Source organism: Streptomyces sp. PA03-1a, from assembly GCF_033792805.1.
Taxonomy (GTDB): domain Bacteria; phylum Actinomycetota; class Actinomycetes; order Streptomycetales; family Streptomycetaceae; genus Actinacidiphila.
Map to the genome: position 1 here is coordinate 1 of NZ_JARAVO010000027.1, position 21,256 is coordinate 21,256.

Genomic DNA, 21,256 nt, shown 5'->3' on the forward strand with positions numbered 1-21,256 from the left:
CAACGCCGGCCTGCCCCGGTACAACGAGTACAAGAAGGCCGACGAGAACCACCTGCTGGAGACCACCGGCAAGAAGCTCCGCAAGCTCATGAGCTGGGTGGACGAGGAGGCGTAAGTCCTCCGCACCGCGGTCGGAACGGTCCCGGGGGCGCCGCGCCCCCGGGACCGGCGGCTTTGGCCACCCCGTACACCCTCGTGCGGGTGATCCTTCCACGTTGTCGCAGGATGCCGGGCCCGCCGCCGATACACTCCATTAACAAGCGCGTCAGGCTCACAGCGTCGTGCGTCTTCCACGCGGCATGCCATCCCTCTCCACCGCCTTCGGCCGTCGGGACGCGGCCGTAGACCAGGGACTAGTGAGGACTCACGTGAGCAACCCCGTCGTACTCATCGCTGAAGAGCTGTCGCCCGCCACCGTTGACGCCCTCGGGCCGGACTTCGAGATCCGGCACTGCAACGGCGCCGACCGGGGAGAACTCCTGAGCGCGATCGCCGACGCCGACGCCATCCTGATCCGCAGCGCCACCAAGGTGGACGCCGAGGCCATCGCCGCAGCCTCCAAGCTCAAGGTCGTGGCCCGCGCGGGCGTCGGCCTGGACAACGTGGACGTCTCCGCGGCCACCAAGGCCGGCGTGATGGTCGTCAACGCCCCGACCTCCAACATCGTCACCGCCGCCGAGCTGGCGTGCGGCCTGCTGATCGCCGTGGCCCGCAACATCGCCCCGGCGAACGCGGCCCTGAAGCAGGGCGAGTGGAAGCGCAACAAGTACACCGGCGTCGAGCTCGCCGAGAAGACCCTCGGCGTGGTCGGCCTCGGCCGCATCGGCGCCCTGGTGGCGCAGCGCATGTCGGCCTTCGGGATGAAGATCGTCGCGTACGACCCCTACATCCAGCCCGCGCGCGCCGCCCAGATGGGCGTGAAGATCCTCAGCCTCGACGAGCTGCTGCAGGTCTCCGACTTCATCACCGTGCACCTGCCCAAGACCCCGGAGACCGTGGGCCTGATCGGCGAGGAGGCGCTGCGCAAGGTCAAGCCGCACGTCCGCATCGTCAACGCCGCCCGCGGCGGCATCGTGGACGAGGAGGCGCTGTCCGCGGCGCTCAAGGAGGGCCGGGTCGGCGGCGCCGGCCTGGACGTGTACGCCAAGGAGCCGTGCACGGACTCGCCGCTCTTCCAGTTCGACAACGTCGTGGCCACCCCGCACCTGGGCGCCTCCACCGACGAGGCCCAGGAGAAGGCCGGTATCTCCGTCGCCCGCTCCGTGCGCCTGGCGCTCGCCGGTGAGCTGGTGCCGGACGCGGTCAACGTCCAGGGCGGTGTCATCGCCGAGGACGTCCGCCCGGGCCTGCCGCTCGCCGAGAAGCTCGGCCGGATCTTCACCGCCCTCGCGGGCGAGGTCGCGGTCCGCCTCGACGTCGAGGTGCGCGGCGAGATCACCCAGCACGACGTGAAGGTGCTGGAGCTCTCCGCCCTCAAGGGCGTCTTCGAGGACGTGGTCGACGAGACCGTCAGCTACGTCAACGCCCCGCTCTTCGCGCAGGAGCGCGGGGTCGAGGTCCGCCTCACCACCAGCAGCGAGTCGCCCGACCACCGCAACCTGGTCACCGTGCGGGGCACGCTCTCCGACGGCACCGAGGTGGCCGTCTCCGGCACGCTGGCGGGCCCCAAGCACATCCAGAAGATCGTCGCCGTCGGCGACGACGACGTGGACCTGGTCTTCGCCGACCACATGGGCTTCCTGCGCTACACCGACCGTCCCGGCGTCGTCGGCACCATCGGCCGCATCCTGGGCGACGCCGGCGTCAACATCGCGGGCATGCAGGTCGCCCGTGACCAGGCCGGCGGGGAGGCGCTGGTCGCGCTGACCGTCGACACCGCCATCCCGGCGCCGGTGCTGGCCGAGATCGCCGAGGAGATCGGCGCGAGCTCGGCCCGCGCGGTCAATCTCGAGGACTGACGGCCGGTTCGCTCCGCTGGGGGCGGCCGACCCGGGCGATCCGGGACGGCCGCCCCTTCGCCGTCAGCGCCGCCACCGCGGGGGAGCCGGGCCGGAAGCGCAGCGCCACCGCCGCAAGGAAGACCAGGCCCAGCACGGGGTACGGGGAGGCGAAGGGCTGCAGCCACCACGCCAGGTGCAGATCGAGGTCACCGGCCTTCGGCACGATCCACAGCGTGCGCGCCAGGAAGGCCACCGCGGCCACCCGCAGCGCCCAGCGCGGCGCTTCGGCGGCGAGCAGGATCAGCATCGGCACGCACCACACCCAGTGGTGCGACCAGCTGATCGGGGTGATGAGCAGCGCCGTCACTGCGCAGCACACCACGCCCCAGGCCTCCCGGCCCAGCCGGCCCATCCGCACCGAGACCGCGAGCCCCGCGCAGGCCACCACGAGCGCGGCGACCGCCCACACGGCGCCCGGGTGGGCGGTGTGCAGCATCCGGGCGACGAGGCCCTGCAGGGACTGGTTGTCGACGATCCAGACCTTGCCGATCCGGCTGGTGTCGAACAGGCAGCGGGTCCAGTAGTCGACGCTCGCGCCGGGCAGCGCGAGCGCACCCAGCAGCGTGGTGCCGGCGAAGGCGGCGGCGGCGACCGCGGCCTCCTTGCGCCGGCCGGTCAGCAGCAGGTAGACGGCGAAGATCGCCGGGGTGAGCTTGATGCCGGCCGCCACACCGATCGCGATGCCCTTGCCGCGTGCGCCGTCCGGCCTGCTCAGGTCCCACAGCACCAGCACCGTGAGCAGCAGGTTGATCTGGCCGTACAGCATCGTCTGGAAGACCGGCTCGAGCCACAGCCCGAGGGCCATCGCCAGGAGCACCACCACCCAGCGCGAGCCACGGGCGCGCGGCCACCCCGTCGCCCGGCAGGACAGGTGCGCGAGCAGCCCGAGCAGCAGCAGGTTGCCGCCCATGAAGGCCAGCTTCAGCAGGGGTACGGGCAGCCACGTCGTCGGTACGAACAGCAGCGCGGCGAAGGGCGGATAGGTCGCGGGCAGCTTCCACTCGGTGACGGTGAAGCCGTACAGGTCGGTGCCGTCGACGGCGGCCGCGCCCTCGGCACGGTAGACCTGCATGTCGGCCATGGGCACGGGCATCGACAGGCACAGCGCGGTGAAGGCGGCCAGCGACACGACCAGCAGCAGCCCGGCCAGGAGCAGTCTGCGGTCGGGGCGCGGTCTGCCGGGGACGGCCGGCGGCGTCCTCCACAGCGCCGGGCGTTCGCGTCCGTGGGCCTCCGTGGAATGAGTCACCGGCTCCCGATCCCCTTGTTTCGCTCCGCGGTGTCCGCGCGGGACGCGCGGGTCGCCCGCGTCCTGCGCGTGTTGATCAAGCCCCCCAACGGCCTCGCGCCACGTTACTTGTGCCCCCTCGGGTCGGCAACAGTCCCATCAGTCCCCGAGCCCGGCCGTCTTGAGGGCTATGTGGAGCAGCAGCCGGTCCTCCCCGTCGTCGAGGTCGAGGCCGGTCAGCCGCTCGACGCGGGACAGCCGGTAGTAGAGCGTCTGGCGGTGTATCCGCAGTTCCGCGGCGGCGCGCCCGGCCTGCCCCGCACGGTCGAGGTACACCTCGGCGGTCCGTGCGAGGTCGGCGTGCGAGGGCTCCAGCAGCGGGCGCACCGCCGGGTCCACCGCCCCGGTGGGCAGTGCGGCCAGCATCCGGTAGGGGCCGATCGCGTCCCACTCCGCCGTGCGCCCGAGCCGGGGCTGGGCGCGGGCGGCGCGGGCCGCGGAGACGGCCTCGTGCCATGCCTCGGGCAGCTCGGCGAGTCCCTGGCGCGGGGCGCTGATGCCGGCCCGCGCGCCCGGCTCCGCCGCCTGGCCGTTGCCCTCCATCAGCCGTGCGGCCGCTGTGAGCGCGGGCCCCGACATCGTCGCCGAGCGCAGCCGCACCAGGGCGGCGAGCGCCGCGACCGGGGGCTCCCGGTGCGACTCGCCCGCGGTCTCCCGCGGCGGCACCACGCACAGCGCGGCGGCGCCCGGCACACCGCGCGGTCCCGGGGCGTCGCCGTCCTCGCCACCCGGCCAGGGCAGGACGCACACCACCGCGTGCGCCTCGTCCGCGTCCGGGCCGAGCGCGGCCCGCAACGCCTCGCGGGCGGCCGTGCGGCCGGGCCCGGGGGCGGAGCCGATGAGATCGCCCAGCGCCCGGCCGGCGTCGGCGCCCGCGCGGGACTCGGCGGCCAGCAACGCGCCGATGCGGGCGGCGACCGCCATGGCGGCGGCCAGCTGGGCGTCGGTGTACCCGCTGGTGTCCAGCAGCCACACGTAGCCGTGGACGACGCCGCCGTGCCGCACCGGCAGGCACAGCCGGGGCCGGAACACCCCGGCGTCGGGGGCGGCGGGGATGCGGACCGGGGCCGTTGCGCGGGCGATGCCGAAGCGCTCGAACCAGGAGCGGACCTCGGCGGTGGAGCGGCGGGTGAGGATCGACCGGGTCCGCACCGGGTCCATGGCGGCGTCGTCGTCGCTGTCGTGCGCGCCGAAGGCGATCAGCCGGAAGTCGCGGTCCTCCAGGGTCGCGGGAGCGCCGAGCAGCGCCGAGACCTCGTCGACCAGCTCCTGGTAGTCACCGCGCACGCCGCCATTCTCCCTCATACATCTGTATGAGGGATGCCGATCGGATGCGTGACAGCTGTCGATGGTGGGCGGGGTAGGTGGATCCTAGATTTCACGGCGACGCTGCCTGCCCCCTGGGCAGCCCTTCCTCCAGGAGGAGACCGTGCTGGGTCCCGTGCTGCTCGCCGCCTCGCGCAGCGACCGTATGCGCCGCGTCGTCGCGGGCGCGCCGATCACCCGCCCCGTGGTGAACCGCTTCATCGCGGGTGACGAGCTGGCGCCCGCGATGGAGACCGTGCGGTCGCTGACCGCCTCCGGCCTGGAGGTCACGCTCGACCACCTGGGTGAGGACGTCACCGACAAGGCGACCGCGCTCGCGACCCGTGACGCCTACCTGCGGCTGCTGGAGGCCCTGAAGGCCGAGGGCCTGGGCACCCGCGCCGAGGTCTCCGTCAAGCTGTCGGCCTTCGGGCAGGCCCTGCCGGCCGGCGGCCACGACATCGCACTGGAGAACGTCCGCCCCGTCGCCGACCTGGCGAGCGAGATCGGCACCACCGTCACGCTCGACATGGAGGACCACACCACGGTCGACTCCACCCTCGCGATCCTCGCCGATCTGCGCCTGCGCCACCCCGGCACCGGAGCCGTCCTGCAGTCGTACCTCTTCCGCACGGAGGAGGACGCCCGCGCCCTCGCCGTCGCCGGCTCCCGCGTGCGCCTGGTCAAGGGCGCCTACAAGGAGCCCGCCACCGTCGCCCACCAGGACAAGGCCGAGGTCGACCGCGCCTACGTGCGCTGCCTGAAGATCCTGATGGCGGGCGAGGGCTACCCGATGATCGGCTCCCACGACCCGCGGCTGATCTCCATCGCCCAGGAGCTCGCGCACCGGCACGGCCGCAAGCAGGGCTCGTACGAGTTCCAGATGCTGTACGGCATCCGCACCGCCGAGCAGCGGCGCCTGGCCGACGAGGGCGAGCGCATGCGCATCTACGTCCCGTACGGCGCAGACTGGTACGGGTACTTCATGCGGCGCCTCGCGGAGCGGCCGGCGAACCTGGCCTTCTTCCTGCGGTCCTTCCTCCCCACCCGCTGAGCCCACGACCCCACAAGGACACAAGGAGATGTCTTCCATGGACGCTGTGACCCAGGTCCCCGCCCCGGTGAACGAGCCGGTGCACTCCTACGCCCCGGGGAGCCCGGAGCGGGCCCGGCTCGAGGCGAAGCTGAAGGAGCTGGCCGGGAACCCGGTGGAGCTGCCGATGACCATCGGCGGCGTGCGGCGGATGGGCGGCGGCGAGCGCTTCGACGTCGTGCAGCCGCACAACCACGGCGCCCGCCTCGGCACCTACGCCAACGCCACGCAGGACGACGCCCGCGAGGCGATCGACGCCGCGCTGACCGCCGCCCCGGCCTGGCGCGCCATGTCCTTCGACGACCGCGCCGCCATCATCCTGCGCGCCGCCGACCTGCTGGCCGGCCCCTGGCGCGAGACGATCGCCGCCTCCACGATGCTCGGCCAGTCCAAGACCGCCCAGCAGGCGGAGATCGACAGCCCCTGCGAGCTGGTCGACTTCTGGCGCTTCAACGTGCACTTCGCCCGCCAGATCCTGGCGGAGCAGCCGATCGCCAACTCCCCGGGTGTGTGGAACCGCCTCGACCACCGCCCGCTCGAGGGCTTCGTCTACGCGATCACGCCCTTCAACTTCACCGCGATCGCCGGCAACCTGCCGACCGCCCCGGCCCTCATGGGCAACGTCGTGGTGTGGAAGCCCTCCCCGACCCAGACGCACGCCGCCGTGCTGCTGATGGAGCTGCTGGAGGAGGCCGGGCTGCCCAAGGGCGTCATCAACCTGGTCACCGGCGACGGCATCGCCGTCTCCGAGGTCGCCTTGGAGCACCCGGACCTGGCCGGCATCCACTTCACCGGTTCCACCCGGACCTTCCAGCACCTGTGGCGGACGGTCGGCACCAACATCGACAAGTACCGCTCCTACCCGCGGATCGTCGGCGAGACCGGCGGCAAGGACTTCGTCGTCGCCCACCCCTCGGCCGACCCGGCGGTGCTGAAGACCGCGCTGACCCGCGGCTCCTTCGAGTACCAGGGCCAGAAGTGCTCCGCCACCTCCCGCGCCTACATCCCGCGCTCCCTGTGGGAGAACGGCTTCAAGGAGGAGTTCGCGGCCGAGGTCGACGGCCTCACCATGGGTGACGTCACCGACCTGTCGAACTTCATCGGCGCCGTGATCGACGAGCGCGCCTTCGCCAAGAACAAGGCCGCCATCGACCGCGCCAAGGCCGACCCGACCGTCGAGGTCGTCGCCGGCGGCACCTACGACGACAGCGTCGGCTACTTCGTCCGGCCGACCGTGCTGGTCTCCTCCGACCCGGAGAACGAGATCTTCCGCGAGGAGTACTTCGGCCCGGTGCTCGGCGTCCACGTCTACGACGACGCCGACGAGGGCGCCTTCGAGGCGATGCTGACCCAGATGGAATCGGTCGCCGCGTACGCGCTGACCGGCTCGGTCGTCGCCCGTGACCGCGCCGCGGTCGCCCACGTCATGGAGCGGCTGCGCTTCGCCGCGGGCAACTTCTACATCAACGACAAGTCCACCGGCGCCGTGGTCGGCCAGCAGCCGTTCGGCGGCGGCCGTGCCTCCGGCACCAACGACAAGGCGGGTGCCGCGCAGAACCTGATGCGCTGGACGTCGACCCGGTCGATCAAGGAGGCCCTGGTGCCCCCGACCGACTACCGCTACCCGCACATGGGCTGATCTCCGCGTCACCCGGACGAGCCCGCAAGGGGCAGGGCCCGGTACCCCCGATTCCGTGGGGTGCCGGGCCTTCGCCGTCTCAGATAGTAGGAAGTCCGAGTAATTGTGGAGACAGATCGGCGGAGCTGTCCTAGCTTTGTAGGAGCCGAACGTCTCGCTCCACCAGCGACCGGCGGACAGCCGCGCACCTGTGGCAGGTCACCCCCTGCAGCGCCGCTCCCCGCCCCGTTCTATGGCGACACAACCCTCTCTTCTTCTCCGGGAGCTGTTCACCATGGACGAGACCGCCCGCAAGAACGCCGCCGAAGCCCTCCAGCGCGCCCTGGACCGCCGTGACAACGGCGGATCGACGGGACACGAGCCGCGTTGACCGGCCACTCCGTTCCCCATCCCCTCCGCCGTCTGCGACGCCTGGCCTACCTGGCCGTCCGCGCGATGGTGAAGTGATCGATCCGTCTGCCGTTCTCGGCGAGCGCCGAGACGACCAGCCGCGCCGTCCCACCGGGCGGCGCGGGCTGCGACTCCACGGTCAGGAACGAGTGGCCGGTGTAGCGGACGCGTGACCACTCCACCGTCTCCGTGACCTTGTGGGCACCTTTCACCCAGTGGTAGGTCTCCACGCCGTCCAGGTCCTTGACGTGCCCTTCGTGGCTGTCCGGCACCGGGAAGGCGTACAGGCTCTTCCCGGCGCCGCCCGCCGTGACGTAGACGATGCCGTCGCGCTCGGGGTGCGTGGTCGCCCCGACGGGGACGTCCTTGCCCACGGCGTCGCGGAGCACCGCGTCGGTGCGCTCGTAGACGTGGTTGTGCCCGTTGACCACCAGGTCGACTCGGTGCTTCTCGAAGAGCGGCACCCAGGCCTCGCGCACCCCGCCCTCGGAGGCGTGCGCGCTGGTGGTCGAGTAGGCGCAGTGGTGGAAGAAGACGACGACGAAGTCGACGCCGCGCCGGGCCCGCAGTTCGCCCAGCCGGCGGTCCAGCCAGGCGGTCTGCCGGCCGCCGCTGATCCCGTGGTTGGCCGGGATCTCGTACGACACGTCGTTGGCGTCCAGCGCCACGACGGCCACGTTGCCGTAGCCGAAGGAGTAGACGCCGGGGAGCCGCCCCGGGTCCGGGCCGTTGCCCGGCAGCGACCAGCGGGCCTCCTGGCCGCCGTAGCCGTTGGGGGAGTACCAGGCCTCCATGTCGTGGTTGCCGAGCGCGACCATCCACGGGACGCGTGAGGCGACGCTCTCGGTCTGGGCGAGGAACTGGTCCCACACGCGCGCGTCGTAGGTGTCGCCCTCCGTGCCCCGGCCCGAGTCGTCGGCGTAGCAGATGTCGCCCGCGTGCAGGTGGAACGCGGGGTTCTGAGCCAGGATCAGACTGTCGTTGGCCAGGGCGTGGTAGCTGACACCCTGGTCGCCGAAGGCCGTGAACACGAACGACCTGCGCTGCCCGGGGTCCGGGGCGGTGGCGAAGGAGCCGATCGTCGCGTAGGCGGGCGCCGACGCGGGGTCGAAGCCCTGGTGTCCCACGCCGTAGTAGTACGTGGTGCCGGGGCGCAGCCCGTCGAGCGCCGCGTGCAGGTAGTACTGCTCCACCGCGGGCAGTTCCTTGCCGAGCGCTGCCGTGTGCAGCGGGCGCACCTCGGCCTCGATCCGCTGCCCGAGGTCCCAGGGCCGCAGCCCCACCCGGACGAACGGCCCCCGCACCGGCAGCGGCACCTGCCAGGAGACGCGCATCTGGGTCCCGGGGTCGGCGCCGAAGGCCAGGTGCCGGCCGAACGGGGCCACCAGCGCACCGTCCACGTGGACCGCGGCCGGCGGGACGGGCACCGCGGGGAAGCGCGCCGGCGCGGCGGCCGGCTCCCTCCCGGCGTACGCCGACGCGCCCAGCACACCGGCCCCGGCGACGGTCCCGGCGACCGCGGCACCGCCCCGGATCACCCGTCTGCGGGAGTGCCGCTCCCGCAGCCAGGCATGCTGCTCCGCCATGCTCAGACGGCCGGCGAGATCCTCGTCGATGCCCATGCGTGGAGTGTCCATGGACAGGGAATTCCCTTCCGCCGCCAACTCAGCACGGTCATACGGGTGAACAGCACCTGGCGCGTACAGGAGGCGTCCGCCATGCGGACATCATGTGTCATTCCATGGACGGCGGAGTAGGGTTCTCGCCATGTCTCGCAGCATCAGTCTCGCAGTGATCCCCGGCGACGGAATCGGCCAGGAGGTGGTGGCCGAGGGCCTGAAGGTCCTGTCCGCCGTCCTTCCGCAGGACGTGAAGCTGGAGACCAAGGAGTACAGCCTCGGCGCCAAGCGCTGGCACGAGACCGGCGAGACCCTGCCGGACGCGGAGCTGGAACAGCTCAAGGCCCACGACGCGATCCTGCTCGGCGCGGTCGGCGACCCGTCGGTGCCCTCGGGCGTCCTGGAGCGCGGGCTGCTGCTGAAGCTCCGCTTCGCCTTCGACCACCACGTCAACCTGCGGCCCTCCCGGCTCTTCCCGGGTGTGAAGGGTCCGCTGGCCGGCGAGCCGAGCATCGACTTCGTCGTCGTCCGCGAGGGCACCGAGGGCCCGTACGTCGGCAACGGCGGCTCCCTGCGCACCGGTACGCCGCAGGAGGTGGCCACCGAGGTCAGCCTCAACACGGCGTTCGGCATCGAGCGTGTGGTGCGCGACGCCTACGCCCGCGCCCAGGCGCGCCCCCGCAGGAAGCTGACGCTGGTCCACAAGAACAACGTCCTCGTGCACGCCGGCCACCTGTGGAAGAACATCTTCGACAAGGTCGGCGAGGAGTACCCCGAGGTCACCACCGACTACCTGCACGTGGACGCCGCGACGATCTTCTTCGTCACCCAGCCCGAGCGCTTCGACGTGATCGTCACCGACAACCTCTTCGGTGACATCCTCACCGACCTGGCCGCCGCCGTGACCGGTGGCATCGGCCTCGCCGCCAGCGGCAACATCAACCCGGGCGGTGCGTTCCCGTCGATGTTCGAGCCGGTGCACGGCTCCGCCCCGGACATCGCCGGCCAGGGCAAGGCCGACCCGACCGCCACCGTGCTCTCGGTCGGCATGCTGCTGCGGCACCTCGGTTACACCGCCGAGGCCGAGCGGATCGAGGCCGCCGTCGCCGCGGACCTCGCCGAGCGCTCCGGGACGCGCAGCACCTCCGAGATCGGCGACGCGCTCGCCGCGCGAGTAGCCGGCTGACCGCCGGGTTAGCCTCCGCCAGTCGGCCCGGCCGGTCAGTGACCGCTCCACGACTGACCCTGACCTCTCGGGCCGCGCATGTACGTCTCCGGCCCCGCCGCTGCGATAATCAGCGGTGGGGCCGCTGTGCGAGGGGAAACTCGGACGTCCTAGCACCTCGGGACGGCGGGTGCGGTCCGCCCTGACCCTGACGCGAAGGACACGACAGATGACGACGCCCACGATCGAGCTCAAGCCCTCCTCGCGCCCGCTGCCCGCCGCGCAGCGCGAGGCGATCCTCGCCAGCCCCGGATTCGGCCGCCACTTCACCGACCACATGGTGACGATCCGGTGGACCGAGGGCCGTGGCTGGCACGACGCGGAGCTCGTCCCGTACGCGCCGCTCTCCATCGACCCCGCGAACATGACGCTGCACTACGCGCAGACGATCTTCGAGGGTCTCAAGGCCTACCGTCAGCCCGACGGGTCCGTCGCCACCTTCCGTCCCGAGGCCAACGCCGAGCGCTTCCAGGCCTCCGCCCGCCGCCTGGCCATGCCCGAGTTGCCCGTCGAGACCTTCCTCGCCGCCGTCGACGCGCTCGTCACCCAGGACGAGGCGTGGGTGCCGAGCCAAGGTGAGCAGTCGCTGTACCTGCGCCCCTTCATGTTCGCCACCGAGGTCGGTCTCGGGGTCAGGCCGGCCAACGAGTACCTGTTCATGGTCATCGCCTCCCCGGCCGGGGCCTACTTCCCCGGTGGCGTCAAGCCGGTCTCCGTCTGGCTCTCCGAGGAGTACGTCCGTGCCGCGCCCGGCGGCACGGGCGCCGCGAAGGCCGGCGGCAACTACGCCGCGTCGCTGGTCGCCCAGGCCCAGGCCATCGAGCACGGCTGCGACCAGGTCGTGTGGCTCGACGCGATCGAGCGCCGCTGGATCGAGGAGATGGGCGGCATGAACCTGTACTTCGTGTACGGGGACACGATCGTCACCCCCGAGCTCACCGGCTCCCTCCTCCCCGGCATCACCCGCGCCTCGCTGCTGCGCATCGCCGCCGACCTCGGCTACGAGGTCCGCGAGGGCCGCATCAGCGTGGACGACTGGAAGAACGGCAACGCGGACGGATCGCTGACCGAGGTCTTCGCCTGCGGCACCGCGGCCGTCATCACGCCGGTCGGTTCCGTGAAGTCCACCCGTGCGGACTGGACCGTCGGCGACGGCGAGCCGGGCGAGGTGACCATGAAGCTGCGCAAGGCGCTGCTCGACATCCAGACCGGCCAGTCCCCCGACACCCACGGCTGGATGCACCCTCTGGGCGGCTGACCGCCCATCGCCCCCGTACGGCGCCGCGCCGGGCAGGACCGGGCGGCGCCGCGCCGCTGTCCGTGCGACGGCGGGGCCGGGCGGGGGAGCGGCCCCGCCTCACACGGTGACCGTGACCGCGACCCGTTCCGGAGTCGGCGGCACGGGGTGCGGGCGGCCCGCGTTGAGCACGAGATACACCGCGGCCGTGACGGCACCCGATATCAGGAAGCTGAGGTCGATCCCGCCGGTCACGGACAGCAGGGGTCCGCTGTAGGCCGGGGTGTCGACGGCGAGCAGCCCGATGCCGGACCCCGCCGCCCAGGCGAGCGTGGCCTGCACGTTCCAGCCGCCGCGGTACCAGTACAGACCGCCGCGGCTGCGCCGGTTGTAGACCTGGAGGGCGTCGGTGTCGTAGCGGCCCCGGCTCCGGGCGAATCCGATGAGGGTGACGACCGCCCACGGGGTGCCCACGGCGGTGAGCAGCAGGACGAACGAGGTCATCGCGTCCTGGGCGGCCCAGGCGAAGTGCCCGAGGTAGACCAGTGCGGTGGAGACCGCGGCCACCACGTAGGTCGCCTGCGTGCGCGTCGCCCGCGGGAGGATCGCGTCCAGGTCCAGGCCCATGCTGTAGAGCATCAGCCCCGCGTTGCCCACCGAGCCCGCCGACGCGTTGGCCAGCAGCAGCACCAGGTACCAGGCGGGCGCCGCCGCGACCAGCGGCCCCGCGTAGTCCTCGCCGGCCCCCACCGCGAGCGCCGTGAAGGTGCCGAAGAGCTGGGGCACGAGCAGTCCGGCGACGAGCCCGGCGCAGGTGGCCCGGAAGACCCGCGGCTGGGAGAAGCGGCGCGGCGATATGTAGCGCGTGTAGTCACCCAGCAGCGTGATGAACGCGATCGGCCCGCTCAGGCCCGCCGAGACCGTGGCGAGCAGCCAGGTCGGCCAGAAGCCGCCGAGCAGGTACTGCGTGCCGGCGGGCGCGGCCGTCGTGAAGTCCCCCGCGTACGCGAGGACCCCGATGACCAGCAGCACCGTCAGCCCTACGGACAGCGCGCGGCTGAGCCGCAGCAGCATCCGGTAGCCGAAGACGGCGGACGTGGCGGTGCAGGCCGCGAGCAGGGCGTAGACCACGGTGTAGCTCCAGCCGCCGGCCGGCAGCCCGACGAGCCGGCCGAGGCAGCCGACGACGGCATCGCCGCCGACCCACAGGGTCAGCGCGGTGTAGCCGAGCGACAGCAGCAGGCCGATGACCGAGCCGAGCAGCCGGCCGCGCACGCCGAAGTGGGCGCCGCTGCTCGTGGAGAGGTTGGTGGCGGTGCGCAGCGAGACCAGCGCAAGCGGGGCGACCAGCACCGTGCCGACCACGGTGCCCAGGAGCAGGGACGTGACGGAGGCCCACCAGCCGAGGCCGAACGAGACCGGGAGCCAGCCGAAGACGATCACGCCCAGCGCGAGGTTGGAGCCCAGCAGGATGCTGACCAGGTCGCGGGGGCGACTGGTCCGTTCCTCGTCGGGGACGGTGTCCACTCCGCGTTGTTCGATCTGCATGGCGGGCTCCCTTGCCGTGCCGGGAAAGTTTGAACGCCACTCAATTTCCTCCCACCCTGCGCCGAGGTCAATACTTCCCCTGGGCGGCTTTCAGGTTTAGAGTGGTGCTCTAAACGGTGATCGATGTGGGAGGTCGATGTGGGAGGTGCGGAGACGTGAGGCTCACCCCGACCGAGCGCGACCGGCTGCTGCTGTTCGGCGCCGCGGAGCTGGCCCGGGCCCGCCGGGCGCGCGGGCTGCGGCTCAACGTGCCCGAGGCCACCGCCCTGATCGCCGACACGGTCTGCGAGGCCGCGCGGGACGGGGCGCGCCTCGCGGAGGCCGTCGAGGCCGGCCGTGCCGTACTCGGCCCCGGCGACGTGCTGCCCGGCGTGGCGGACGTCGTCACCGAGGTCCACGTGGAGGCCGTCTTCGACGACGGCTCGCGGCTGGCCGTGATCACGGACCCGATCGGCGGGGGCTCGCTGGGGTCGGACGCCCCCGGCGCCGTGCTGCCGGGCCCGGCCGTTCCCGAGCAGCCCCCGGAGGTGGTGGTGGCCGTGCGCAACACCGCCTCCGTACCGGTCAGCGTGACCTCGCACTTCCACTTCTTCGAGGCCAACCCCCGGCTGGACTTCGACCGTTCGGCGGCGTACGGCATGCGGCTGCACGTGCCGGCCGGTTCCTCCGTGCGCTTCGGGCCGGGGGAGGCGCGGGAGGTCGGGCTGGTCCCGGTCGGCGGCGACCGTGTGGTGATCGGCTTCGCCGGGCTCGTCGACGGTCCGCTCGACGCGCCCGGCGCGAAGGCGGAGGCGCTGCGGCGGGCCGCCGCCTGCGGATACCTGGGAGCGCGGTCATGACCATCGACCCGTACGAGTACGCCGCCGTGCACGGACCGCGTGCCGGGGACCGGGTCCGGCTGGGCGACTCGGGCCTGGTGGTCCGCGTCGAGTCGGACTCCCAGCGGCCCGGGGACGAGTTCCTCGCCGGGTTCGGCAAGACCGCCCGCGACGGGCTGGCGCTCAAGGCCGCCGCCGTCCGCGAGACCTGCGACGTGGTGATCAGCAACGTGCTGGTCATCGATGCGGCCGTCGGCATCCGCAAGGTGTCCATCGGCATCCGCGAGGGCCGCATCCACGCCATCGGCCGGGCCGGCAACCCCGACACCCTCGACGGGGTGGACGTCGTGGTCGGCACGGGCACCTCCATCGTGTCCGGCGAGGGGCTGATCGCCACCGCCGGAGCCGTGGACACCCATGTCCACCTGCTGTCCCCGCGCATCATGGAGGCCTCGCTCGCCTCCGGGGTCACCACGATCATCGGCCAGGAGTTCGGGCCCGTGTGGGGCGTCGGCGTCAACTCGCCCTGGGCGCTGCGGCACGCCTTCAACTCCTTCGACGCCTGGCCCGTCAACATCGGCTTCCTCGGCCGCGGTTCGTCCTCCGACCCGGCGCCGCTGGTCGAGGCGCTCGCCGAGGGCGGGGCGTCCGGCTTCAAGGTCCACGAGGACATGGGCGCCCACACCCGCGCCCTGGACACCGCGCTGCGCGTGGCCGAGGAGTACGACGTCCAGGTCGCCCTGCACAGCGACGGCCTGAACGAGTGCCTGTCCGTGGAGGACACCCTGCGCGTGCTGGAGGGCCGCACGATCCACGCTTTCCACATCGAGGGCTGCGGCGGCGGGCACGTCCCCAACGTGCTGAAGATGGCGGGCGTGCCCAACGTCATCGGCTCCTCCACCAACCCCACCTTGCCCTTCGGCCGCGACGCGGTCGGCGAGCACTACGGGATGATCGTCTCCGTCCACGACCTCAAGCCCGACCTGCCGGGCGACGCCGCGATGGCCCGCGACCGCATCCGCGCCGGCACGATGGGCGCCGAGGACGTGCTGCACGACCTGGGGGCGATCGGCATCACCTCCTCCGACGCCCAGGGCATGGGCCGCGCCGGTGAGACCGTACGCCGCACCTTCGCCATGGCCGGGAAGATGAAGTCCGAGCGCGGCCCCCTGGAGGGGGACGGCCCGGACGACGACAACGCCCGCGTGCTGCGCTACGTCGCCAAACTCACCATCAACCCGGCGATCGCCCACGGCCTCGCCCACGAGATCGGCTCGATCGAGGTCGGCAAGCTCGCCGACATCGTGCTGTGGCGACCGCAGTACTTCGGCGCCAAGCCGCAGATGGTGCTCAAGTCCGGCTTCCCCGCGTACGGGGTCACCGGCGACCCGGGCGCCGCCACCGACACCTGCGAACCGCTCGTCCTCGGCCCGCTGTTCGGGGCCCACGGCGCGACCGCCGCCGACCTGTCCGTGGCGTTCGTGGCCCGCCCCGCCCTGGAGCTGGAGCACGACCGGATGCCCACCCGGCGCCGCCGCGTCGCCGTGCGCGGCACCCGCGGCATCGGCCCGGCCGACCTCGTCCTCAACTCCCGCACCGGGCAGGTCGACGTGGACGGCGGGACGGGCCTGGTGACGCTCGACGGCGACCCGCTGCGTTCCGAGCCCGCGGAACAGGTGTCGCTCAGCCGTCTCTACTTCTTGTGACAAGGACCAGCACCATGCCCGCCACCCCCGCCGCCGACGGTTACACGATGCCGCCCGAGTGGGCCCCGCACACCCGCACCTGGATGGCGTGGCCGTCCCCCAGCGTCACCTTCGACGGCGCCGAGGACCTGGCCGTGTCCCGCGGGGCCTGGGCCGCCGTGGCCCGGACGGTCGCCCGCTTCGAGCCGGTGACCGTCGTGGCACGCCCCGAGGACGCCGCGGGCGCACGGGAGCTGCTCGGCTCAGGCGGCGCGCACGTCACGGTCACCGAGGCGCCGCTGGACGACGCCTGGATGCGCGACATGGGCCCGACCTTCCTGACCGGTGCCGGACGCCTCGCGGCCGCCGACTGGACGTTCAACGGCTGGGGCGCCCAGGAGTGGGCGGCCTGGGGGCACGACGCGGAGATCGGCGCCTTCGTCGCCGGACGGGCGGGCGCGACCTGCTACGGCACGTCCTTCGTGAACGAGGGCGGCGGCATCCACGTCGACGGCGAGGGAACCGTGCTGCTCACCGAGACCGTGCAGCTCGACCCGGGCCGCAACCCTGGCTGGACCAGGGAGCGGGTGGAAGCCGAGGTCCACGCCTTCCTCGGAACGCGCAAGGCGATCTGGCTGCCCCGCGGGCTCACCGCCGACTACGGCCGCTTCGGCACCCGGGGGCACGTCGACATCGTGGCGGCCTTCGTCCGCCCCGGCGTGGTCGTCGTCCACAGCCAGCAGGACCCGGCCCACCCCGACCACGCCGTCTCCCGGGAGGTCACGTCCCTGCTGCGGGCCGCCACCGACGCCAAGGGCCGGCCGCTGGAGGTCGTGGAGCTGCCCGCGCCGCAGCTCCAGGAGGTGGACGGGGAGCTGGTCGACTACTCGTACGTCAACCACTACCTCTGCAACGGCGCCGTGATCCTGTGCGCCTTCGACGACCCCGCCGACGAGGTCAACAAGGCCGTCTTCGAGCGGCTCCTCCCGCAGCGGGAGGTCGTGCTGGTGGACGCTCGTACGATCTTCGCCCACGGTGGTGGTATTCATTGCATCACCCAGCAGCAGCCCCAGATGTGACCGCCCCGGAGGAACCGTGACCGGACCCGCCCGCCCGCGGCGGCGGCTCAAGCAGCCCCGCGAGGACGTGATGGCCGCCGCCATGGCGACCATCGCCGAGCGCGGGCTGGCCGAGCTGACCATCGCGGGCCTCGGCCGGCAGGTCGGCATGAGCAGCGGCCACGTCCTCTACTACTTCGGCAGCAAGGACGAGCTGCTGCTGCAGACCCTCGAATGGAGCGAGGAGCAGCTCGCCGCCGAGCGCCGGCGGGTGCTGGGCAGCCCCACCGCTCCCCGGGTACGGCTCGACGCCGTCATCGACCTGTACCTGCCCGACGGGCGCCGCGACCCGCGATGGACGCTCTGGTCCGAGATCTGGAACAGGACGACGGCCGCCGAGGAGGTGCTCCGCCGACAACTCGATCTCGAACTGGTCTGGCACCGCGACCTGGTCGCCCTGCTCGCCGAGGGCATCTCGCGCGGCGACTTCCGGCCACTGGATCCCGAGCGCTTCACCGTACGGCTGAGGGCGCTGCTGGACGGCTTCGGCGTGCCTCTGGTCATCGGGCTGCCCGGGCTGGACCGCGAGCAGGCCCTGGAGCACGTCAAGGAGTTCCTGGATGACGCCCTCACCCCGGCGCCCACCGCCTGACGGTCGGCCCGCGGCCGACCGGGTGCCCGCATCCTGAGACCGTGTCCCACGCCCGCGGGTCCTGTGGCAGACTGCCGATGTGTCCTCGTTCGCCATGATTATCGGCAGCAGGCGCGCCGGTCCTCAGTGATCGCCGAACCGCAGACCACCGCGGAAGCGACCACCGTGTCCCAGACCCGCGCGCAGACCTCTCGCACCCGCGAGGGGTCTTTTCGTTTCCCGGCCCACCCGTGCCGGAGGCGGTGCAGCGCGAGGGAAGATGGGGGCAAGTGGAGCCCGGTCCTCCGGAACCACTCACCCGACAGGAGTTGGAACGAACCATGACGGCCGTACTGGACGACAGCTTCCACGTCTTCGACACCACGCTGCGCGACGGCGCGCAGCGCGAGGGCATCAACCTCACCGTCGCCGACAAGCTGACGATCGCCCGGCACCTGGACGACTTCGGGGTGGGCTTCATCGAGGGCGGCTGGCCCGGCGCCAACCCGCGCGACACCGAGTTCTTCGCCCGCGCCGCCGCCGAGCTGGACCTGTCGCACGCCCAGCTGGTGGCCTTCGGCGCCACGCGTCGCGCCGGCGGCAATGCGGCGGAGGACCCCCAGGTCAGGGCGCTTCTGGAGTCGGGCGCACCGGTCATCACCCTGGTCGCCAAGTCCCATGACCGGCACGTCGAGCTGGCCCTGCGGACCACGCTGGAGGAGAACCTGGAGATGGTCCGGGACACCGTCTCCTACCTGCGCTCCCAGGGCCGCCGGGTCTTCGTCGACTGCGAGCACTTCTTCGACGGCTACAAGGCCAACCCGGGGTACGCCAAGGAGGTCGTGCGCGCCGCCCACGAGGCCGGCGCCGACGTCGTCGTCCTGTGCGACACCAACGGCGGGATGCTCCCCGCCCAGATCACCGCCGTCGTCCGCACCGTGCTCGCCGACACCGGCGCGCGTCTCGGGATCCACGCACAGGACGACACCGGCTGCGCCGTCGCCAACACCCTCGCCGCCGTCGACGCGGGCGCCACGCACGTCCAGTGCACCGCCAACGGCTACGGCGAGCGGGTCGGCAACGCCAACCTCTTCCCGGTCGTGGCGGCGCTGGAGCTCAAGTACGGCCGCAAGGTCCTGCCCGCCGGCGCCCTCGTCGAGATGACCCGCATCTCGCACGCCATCGCCGAGGTCGTCAACCTCACGCCCTCCACCCACCAGCCGTACGTGGGAATCTCGGCCTTCGCCCACAAGGCAGGGCTGCACGCCTCGGCGATCAAGGTCGATCCCGACCTCTACCAGCACATCGACCCGGAGCTTGTCGGCAACACCATGCGCATGCTGGTCTCCGACATGGCGGGCCGCGCCTCGGTGGAGCTCAAGGGCAAGGAACTCGGCATCGACCTCGGTGACGACCGCGAGCTGATCGGCCGGGTCGTGGCGCGCGTCAAGGAGCGCGAACTCGCGGGCTACACCTACGAGGCCGCCGACGCCTCCTTCGAACTCCTGCTGCGCGAGGAGGTCGAGGGCCGCCCGCTGCACTACTTCCGGGTCGAGTCCTGGCGCGCCATCGTCGAGGACCGCCCCGACGGCACCCACGCCAACGAGGCGACGGTCAAGGTGTGGGCCGACGGCCAGCGCATCGTCGCCACCGCCGAGGGCAACGGCCCGGTCAACGCGCTGGACCGCGCGCTGCGCGTGGCGCTGGAGCGGACCTACCCGCAGCTGGCGAAGCTGGAGCTGGTGGACTACAAGGTCCGCATCCTGGAGGGCAAGCACGGCACGGAGTCCATCACCCGGGTACTGGTCTCCACCTCCGACGGCATCAGCGAGTGGTCCACCGTCGGTGTCGGCGAGAACGTCATCGCCGCCTCCTGGCAGGCCCTGGAGGACGCGTACGCGTACGGGCTGCTGCGCGCCGGTGTGGAGCCGCGCCGGAACGACTGACGGCCGCCGGCCGATGAGCTCGGCGGACACGGACACGGACACGGCCGTGGACGCGGCCGTGGACCCGGCACCAACCGTGTCCGCGTCCGCGTCCCCTTCGACGGCGGCCCAACTGCCGTGCATACGCGCGTAGAACGCCGGGCACACTCCTCCTGCTCCACCTGCTCCAGCTGCACAGCCGCCCCACCGGAAGCACGGTCACCAGCAGGAGGAATCCCCGATGAAGATCCGCTCCGTCCTGAGCGCACTCGTCCTCGCGCTCGGAGTGCTGTTCGCCCCCGGCGTCGGTCTCGCCGCGTCCCACGACGCCTACGCCGTCACCAAACTGACGCACGCCCAGGCCACGACGATGTTCCGCAACGCCGGGATCACCTGGTCCTCGTCAGGTGGCTGTTCCAACCGCAACAACGCGACCTGCACGTCCTTCGACCAGCTCAACCAGGCGACCGCCCAGGGCGCGGTCACCCTGAAGGGCGCCACCGGCTGCGCCCTGAACATCACCGGCGGCACCGAGACCGGTCACGCGAGCGGCACCTACTCGCACTGGAACGGCTACAAGCTCGACTACGGCAAGAACAGCTGCGTCACCAACTACATCCACAGCGCCTTCACCTACATCGGCCTGCGCGGTGACGGCGCCCCCCAGTACCGCTCCGGCTCGGGCAACATCTACGCCGACGAGGGCAACCACTGGGACGTCCTGTACTACAACTGCGGCGGCTGCTGATCCTCGCCGGGTGAGCCGCCCGCGGCCCGGTCCCGGCCGGGCCGCGGGCGGCGGTCCCGCACCTCGACGACGGGCGCGTCGCAACCGTCGGGCTCTGGCACCACGACCTTGTTGCGGCCCGGGTCCAGCTGCGGCCAGGGCAGGCCCGCGTTCGGCCGGCCGGGGAGGGCGGTCACGCCCAGGCCCGCACCTCCACCGGGTCGCCCACCGCGATCGTGCCCGGCCGGAGCACCGCCGCCTTCATCGCGAAGCTCACCTTGTTGCCGTACTCGGGCTCCCGCCGGTAGCCGGCCAGGGTGCGCACCGGCTCGGGGCCGGCCGTACGGCCGGTCGCCTGGTCGACCAGCGGCACGGAGCAGCGCATCGCGCGGACGGAGTAGCCGAGCCGGGCGGTGCCGACGTCCATGAGCCGCACCCGGTCCTCGGTGTGGGGCTCGCTCCAGCCGGCGACCACGATGTTGGGACGGAAGCGGTCCATGGGCACGGGCGTGCCGCCGCGCTCGGTGATGCGCCGGTTGAGGTCGTCGAGCGAGGCCAGCGAGGCCACCGAGAGGGCGTGGGCGTCGGCGAAGTTGACCTTGCCTGGGTGCTCGCCCCAGCCGTCCCGGTCGAAGCCCGGGCGCACGCGCACCAGGCGCGAGGGCGCCCCCAGCGCCTCGGAGAACCAGCGTGCGGCCTCCTCGCCCTGGTCCACCGCCGGCCCCAGCGGCCGGTCGAACAGGACGACCTCACGCGGCGGCCCCTCGTACGCCACCTCCAGCGTCAGTTCCCCGGCGCCGGGCGCCGACAGCGCCAGATGCTTGCCGTCGTCGGTGACGTCCGCGTGCACCACGGCCATCCGCGGCAGCGCCCGCTGGCTGCGGAAGGACCCGTCGGCGGCGTCGACCACCATGAACGTACGGTCGTGGGCCAGACCGGTCGCGCCGACGGCGACGCCGTCCAAGGGCACGCCGGCACAGCCCTTGACGGGGTAGCAGGTCAGCGAGTGCACGGTCGCGGTGGTCATGGGGCTCGTCCTTCCCGGGGCGGAGAAACCCATTCGATCAC

The 21,256-nt window shown here is 72.4% G+C and carries 17 protein-coding genes and 1 pseudogene; 12 read left to right on the forward strand and 6 right to left on the reverse strand.

The features are described from left to right. Positions 1-115: pseudogene (locus PV341_RS08430) on the forward strand (ketol-acid reductoisomerase); the annotation flags it as partial. 253 nt (positions 116-368) lie between these two features. Further along, on the forward strand, positions 369-1,958 hold the full coding sequence (serA, locus tag PV341_RS08435; protein ID WP_499514159.1) for a phosphoglycerate dehydrogenase: 1,590 nt from the start codon (positions 369-371) through the stop codon (positions 1,956-1,958). On the opposite strand, the gene PV341_RS08440 is transcribed toward serA, so the two are convergent. Beyond that, positions 1,942-3,249 carry a glycosyltransferase 87 family protein gene (locus tag PV341_RS08440; protein WP_500325577.1) on the reverse strand — a complete coding sequence of 436 codons (1,308 nt, stop codon included), beginning with the start codon at positions 3,247-3,249 and terminating at the stop codon, positions 1,942-1,944. The two genes, serA and PV341_RS08440, sit on opposite strands and share 17 nt — an antisense overlap. Positions 3,250-3,387: 138 nt before the next feature. Further along, complete coding sequence (locus PV341_RS08445) at positions 3,388-4,575, reverse strand: PucR family transcriptional regulator (protein ID WP_500325579.1); 1,188 nt, start codon at positions 4,573-4,575, stop codon at positions 3,388-3,390. Between the two features lie 142 nt (positions 4,576-4,717). On the opposite strand from PV341_RS08445, the gene PV341_RS08450 reads away from it, so the two are divergent. After that, positions 4,718-5,647: a proline dehydrogenase family protein gene (locus PV341_RS08450; RefSeq protein ID WP_500325581.1), complete on the forward strand. Its 930-nt coding sequence runs from the start codon at positions 4,718-4,720 to the stop codon at positions 5,645-5,647. Positions 5,648-5,684: 37 nt separating this feature from the next. Then, on the forward strand, positions 5,685-7,325 hold the full coding sequence (gene pruA, locus PV341_RS08455; RefSeq protein ID WP_500325583.1) for an L-glutamate gamma-semialdehyde dehydrogenase: 1,641 nt from the start codon (positions 5,685-5,687) through the stop codon (positions 7,323-7,325). 416 nt (positions 7,326-7,741) lie between these two features. Here pruA and PV341_RS08460 read toward each other — a convergent pair whose 3' ends face one another. Then, positions 7,742-9,352, reverse strand: a complete 1,611-nt coding sequence (locus tag PV341_RS08460; RefSeq protein ID WP_500325585.1) for a purple acid phosphatase family protein — start codon at positions 9,350-9,352, stop codon at positions 7,742-7,744. 130 nt (positions 9,353-9,482) lie between these two features. Here PV341_RS08460 and PV341_RS08465 point away from each other — a divergent pair, with 130 nt between their 5' ends. Both PV341_RS08465 and PV341_RS08470 read left to right on the forward strand, forming a co-directional pair. Next, positions 9,483-10,520 (forward strand): 3-isopropylmalate dehydrogenase, encoded by a 1,038-nt coding sequence (locus tag PV341_RS08465; RefSeq protein ID WP_499514165.1) that lies wholly within the window; start codon positions 9,483-9,485, stop codon positions 10,518-10,520. Positions 10,521-10,728: 208 nt separating this feature from the next. Continuing rightward, positions 10,729-11,817, forward strand: a complete 1,089-nt coding sequence (locus PV341_RS08470; RefSeq protein WP_500325587.1) for a branched-chain amino acid aminotransferase — start codon at positions 10,729-10,731, stop codon at positions 11,815-11,817. A gap of 99 nt (positions 11,818-11,916) precedes the next feature. On the opposite strand, the gene PV341_RS08475 is transcribed toward PV341_RS08470, so the two are convergent. Further along, the gene (locus PV341_RS08475; protein WP_500325589.1) at positions 11,917-13,344 is read right to left on the reverse strand and encodes a cytosine permease; all 1,428 of its coding nucleotides are present in this window, start codon (positions 13,342-13,344) and stop codon (positions 11,917-11,919) included. 155 nt (positions 13,345-13,499) lie between these two features. On the opposite strand from PV341_RS08475, the gene ureA reads away from it, so the two are divergent. The 6 genes from ureA to PV341_RS08505 all read left to right on the forward strand — a co-directional run bounded on the left by ureA (position 13,500) and on the right by PV341_RS08505 (position 20,209). Then, complete coding sequence (ureA, locus tag PV341_RS08480) at positions 13,500-14,183, forward strand: urease subunit gamma (RefSeq protein ID WP_500325591.1); 684 nt, start codon at positions 13,500-13,502, stop codon at positions 14,181-14,183. After that, positions 14,180-15,868 (forward strand): urease subunit alpha, encoded by a 1,689-nt coding sequence (locus tag PV341_RS08485; RefSeq protein ID WP_500357256.1) that lies wholly within the window; start codon positions 14,180-14,182, stop codon positions 15,866-15,868. The genes ureA and PV341_RS08485 overlap by 4 nt, the downstream gene beginning before the upstream one ends. Positions 15,869-15,882: 14 nt before the next feature. After that, a complete protein-coding gene (locus tag PV341_RS08490) occupies positions 15,883-16,926 on the forward strand; it encodes an agmatine deiminase family protein (RefSeq protein WP_500357258.1) in 1,044 nt (347 codons plus the stop codon). Between the two features lie 16 nt (positions 16,927-16,942). Next, positions 16,943-17,557, forward strand: a complete 615-nt coding sequence (locus PV341_RS08495) for a TetR/AcrR family transcriptional regulator (protein WP_500325597.1) — start codon at positions 16,943-16,945, stop codon at positions 17,555-17,557. Between the two features lie 320 nt (positions 17,558-17,877). Then, positions 17,878-19,482 (forward strand): citramalate synthase, encoded by a 1,605-nt coding sequence (gene cimA, locus PV341_RS08500; protein WP_500325599.1) that lies wholly within the window; start codon positions 17,878-17,880, stop codon positions 19,480-19,482. Between the two features lie 220 nt (positions 19,483-19,702). Next, the gene (locus PV341_RS08505) at positions 19,703-20,209 is read left to right on the forward strand and encodes a hypothetical protein (RefSeq protein ID WP_499514173.1); all 507 of its coding nucleotides are present in this window, start codon (positions 19,703-19,705) and stop codon (positions 20,207-20,209) included. Here the strand turns inward: PV341_RS08505 and PV341_RS08510 are convergent. Both PV341_RS08510 and PV341_RS08515 read right to left on the reverse strand, forming a co-directional pair. Continuing rightward, positions 20,188-20,385 (reverse strand): hypothetical protein, encoded by a 198-nt coding sequence (locus PV341_RS08510; protein WP_500325601.1) that lies wholly within the window; start codon positions 20,383-20,385, stop codon positions 20,188-20,190. The two genes, PV341_RS08505 and PV341_RS08510, sit on opposite strands and share 22 nt — an antisense overlap. Next, on the reverse strand, positions 20,382-21,215 hold the full coding sequence (locus PV341_RS08515; protein ID WP_500325603.1) for an MOSC domain-containing protein: 834 nt from the start codon (positions 21,213-21,215) through the stop codon (positions 20,382-20,384). Before PV341_RS08515 ends, PV341_RS08510 begins: the two co-directional genes overlap by 4 nt. Positions 21,216-21,256: the final 41 nt, after the last annotated feature.

Excerpts from the sequence above, each read along its gene's own strand:
- pruA (WP_500325583.1), top strand. The coding sequence starts at position 5,685 with ATGGACGCTGTGACCCAGGTCCCCGCCCCGGTGAACGAGCCGGTGCAC.
- PV341_RS08460 (WP_500325585.1), bottom strand. The coding sequence starts at position 9,352 with ATGGACACTCCACGCATGGGCATCGACGAGGATCTCGCCGGCCGTCTG.
- PV341_RS08465 (WP_499514165.1), top strand. The coding sequence starts at position 9,483 with ATGTCTCGCAGCATCAGTCTCGCAGTGATCCCCGGCGACGGAATCGGC.
- PV341_RS08470 (WP_500325587.1), top strand. The coding sequence starts at position 10,729 with ATGACGACGCCCACGATCGAGCTCAAGCCCTCCTCGCGCCCGCTGCCC.
- PV341_RS08475 (WP_500325589.1), bottom strand. The coding sequence starts at position 13,344 with ATGCAGATCGAACAACGCGGAGTGGACACCGTCCCCGACGAGGAACGG.
- PV341_RS08485 (WP_500357256.1), top strand. The coding sequence starts at position 14,180 with ATGACCATCGACCCGTACGAGTACGCCGCCGTGCACGGACCGCGTGCC.
- PV341_RS08490 (WP_500357258.1), top strand. The coding sequence starts at position 15,883 with ATGCCCGCCACCCCCGCCGCCGACGGTTACACGATGCCGCCCGAGTGG.
- cimA (WP_500325599.1), top strand. The coding sequence starts at position 17,878 with ATGACGGCCGTACTGGACGACAGCTTCCACGTCTTCGACACCACGCTG.
- PV341_RS08505 (WP_499514173.1), top strand. The coding sequence starts at position 19,703 with ATGAAGATCCGCTCCGTCCTGAGCGCACTCGTCCTCGCGCTCGGAGTG.
- PV341_RS08515 (WP_500325603.1), bottom strand. The coding sequence starts at position 21,215 with ATGACCACCGCGACCGTGCACTCGCTGACCTGCTACCCCGTCAAGGGC.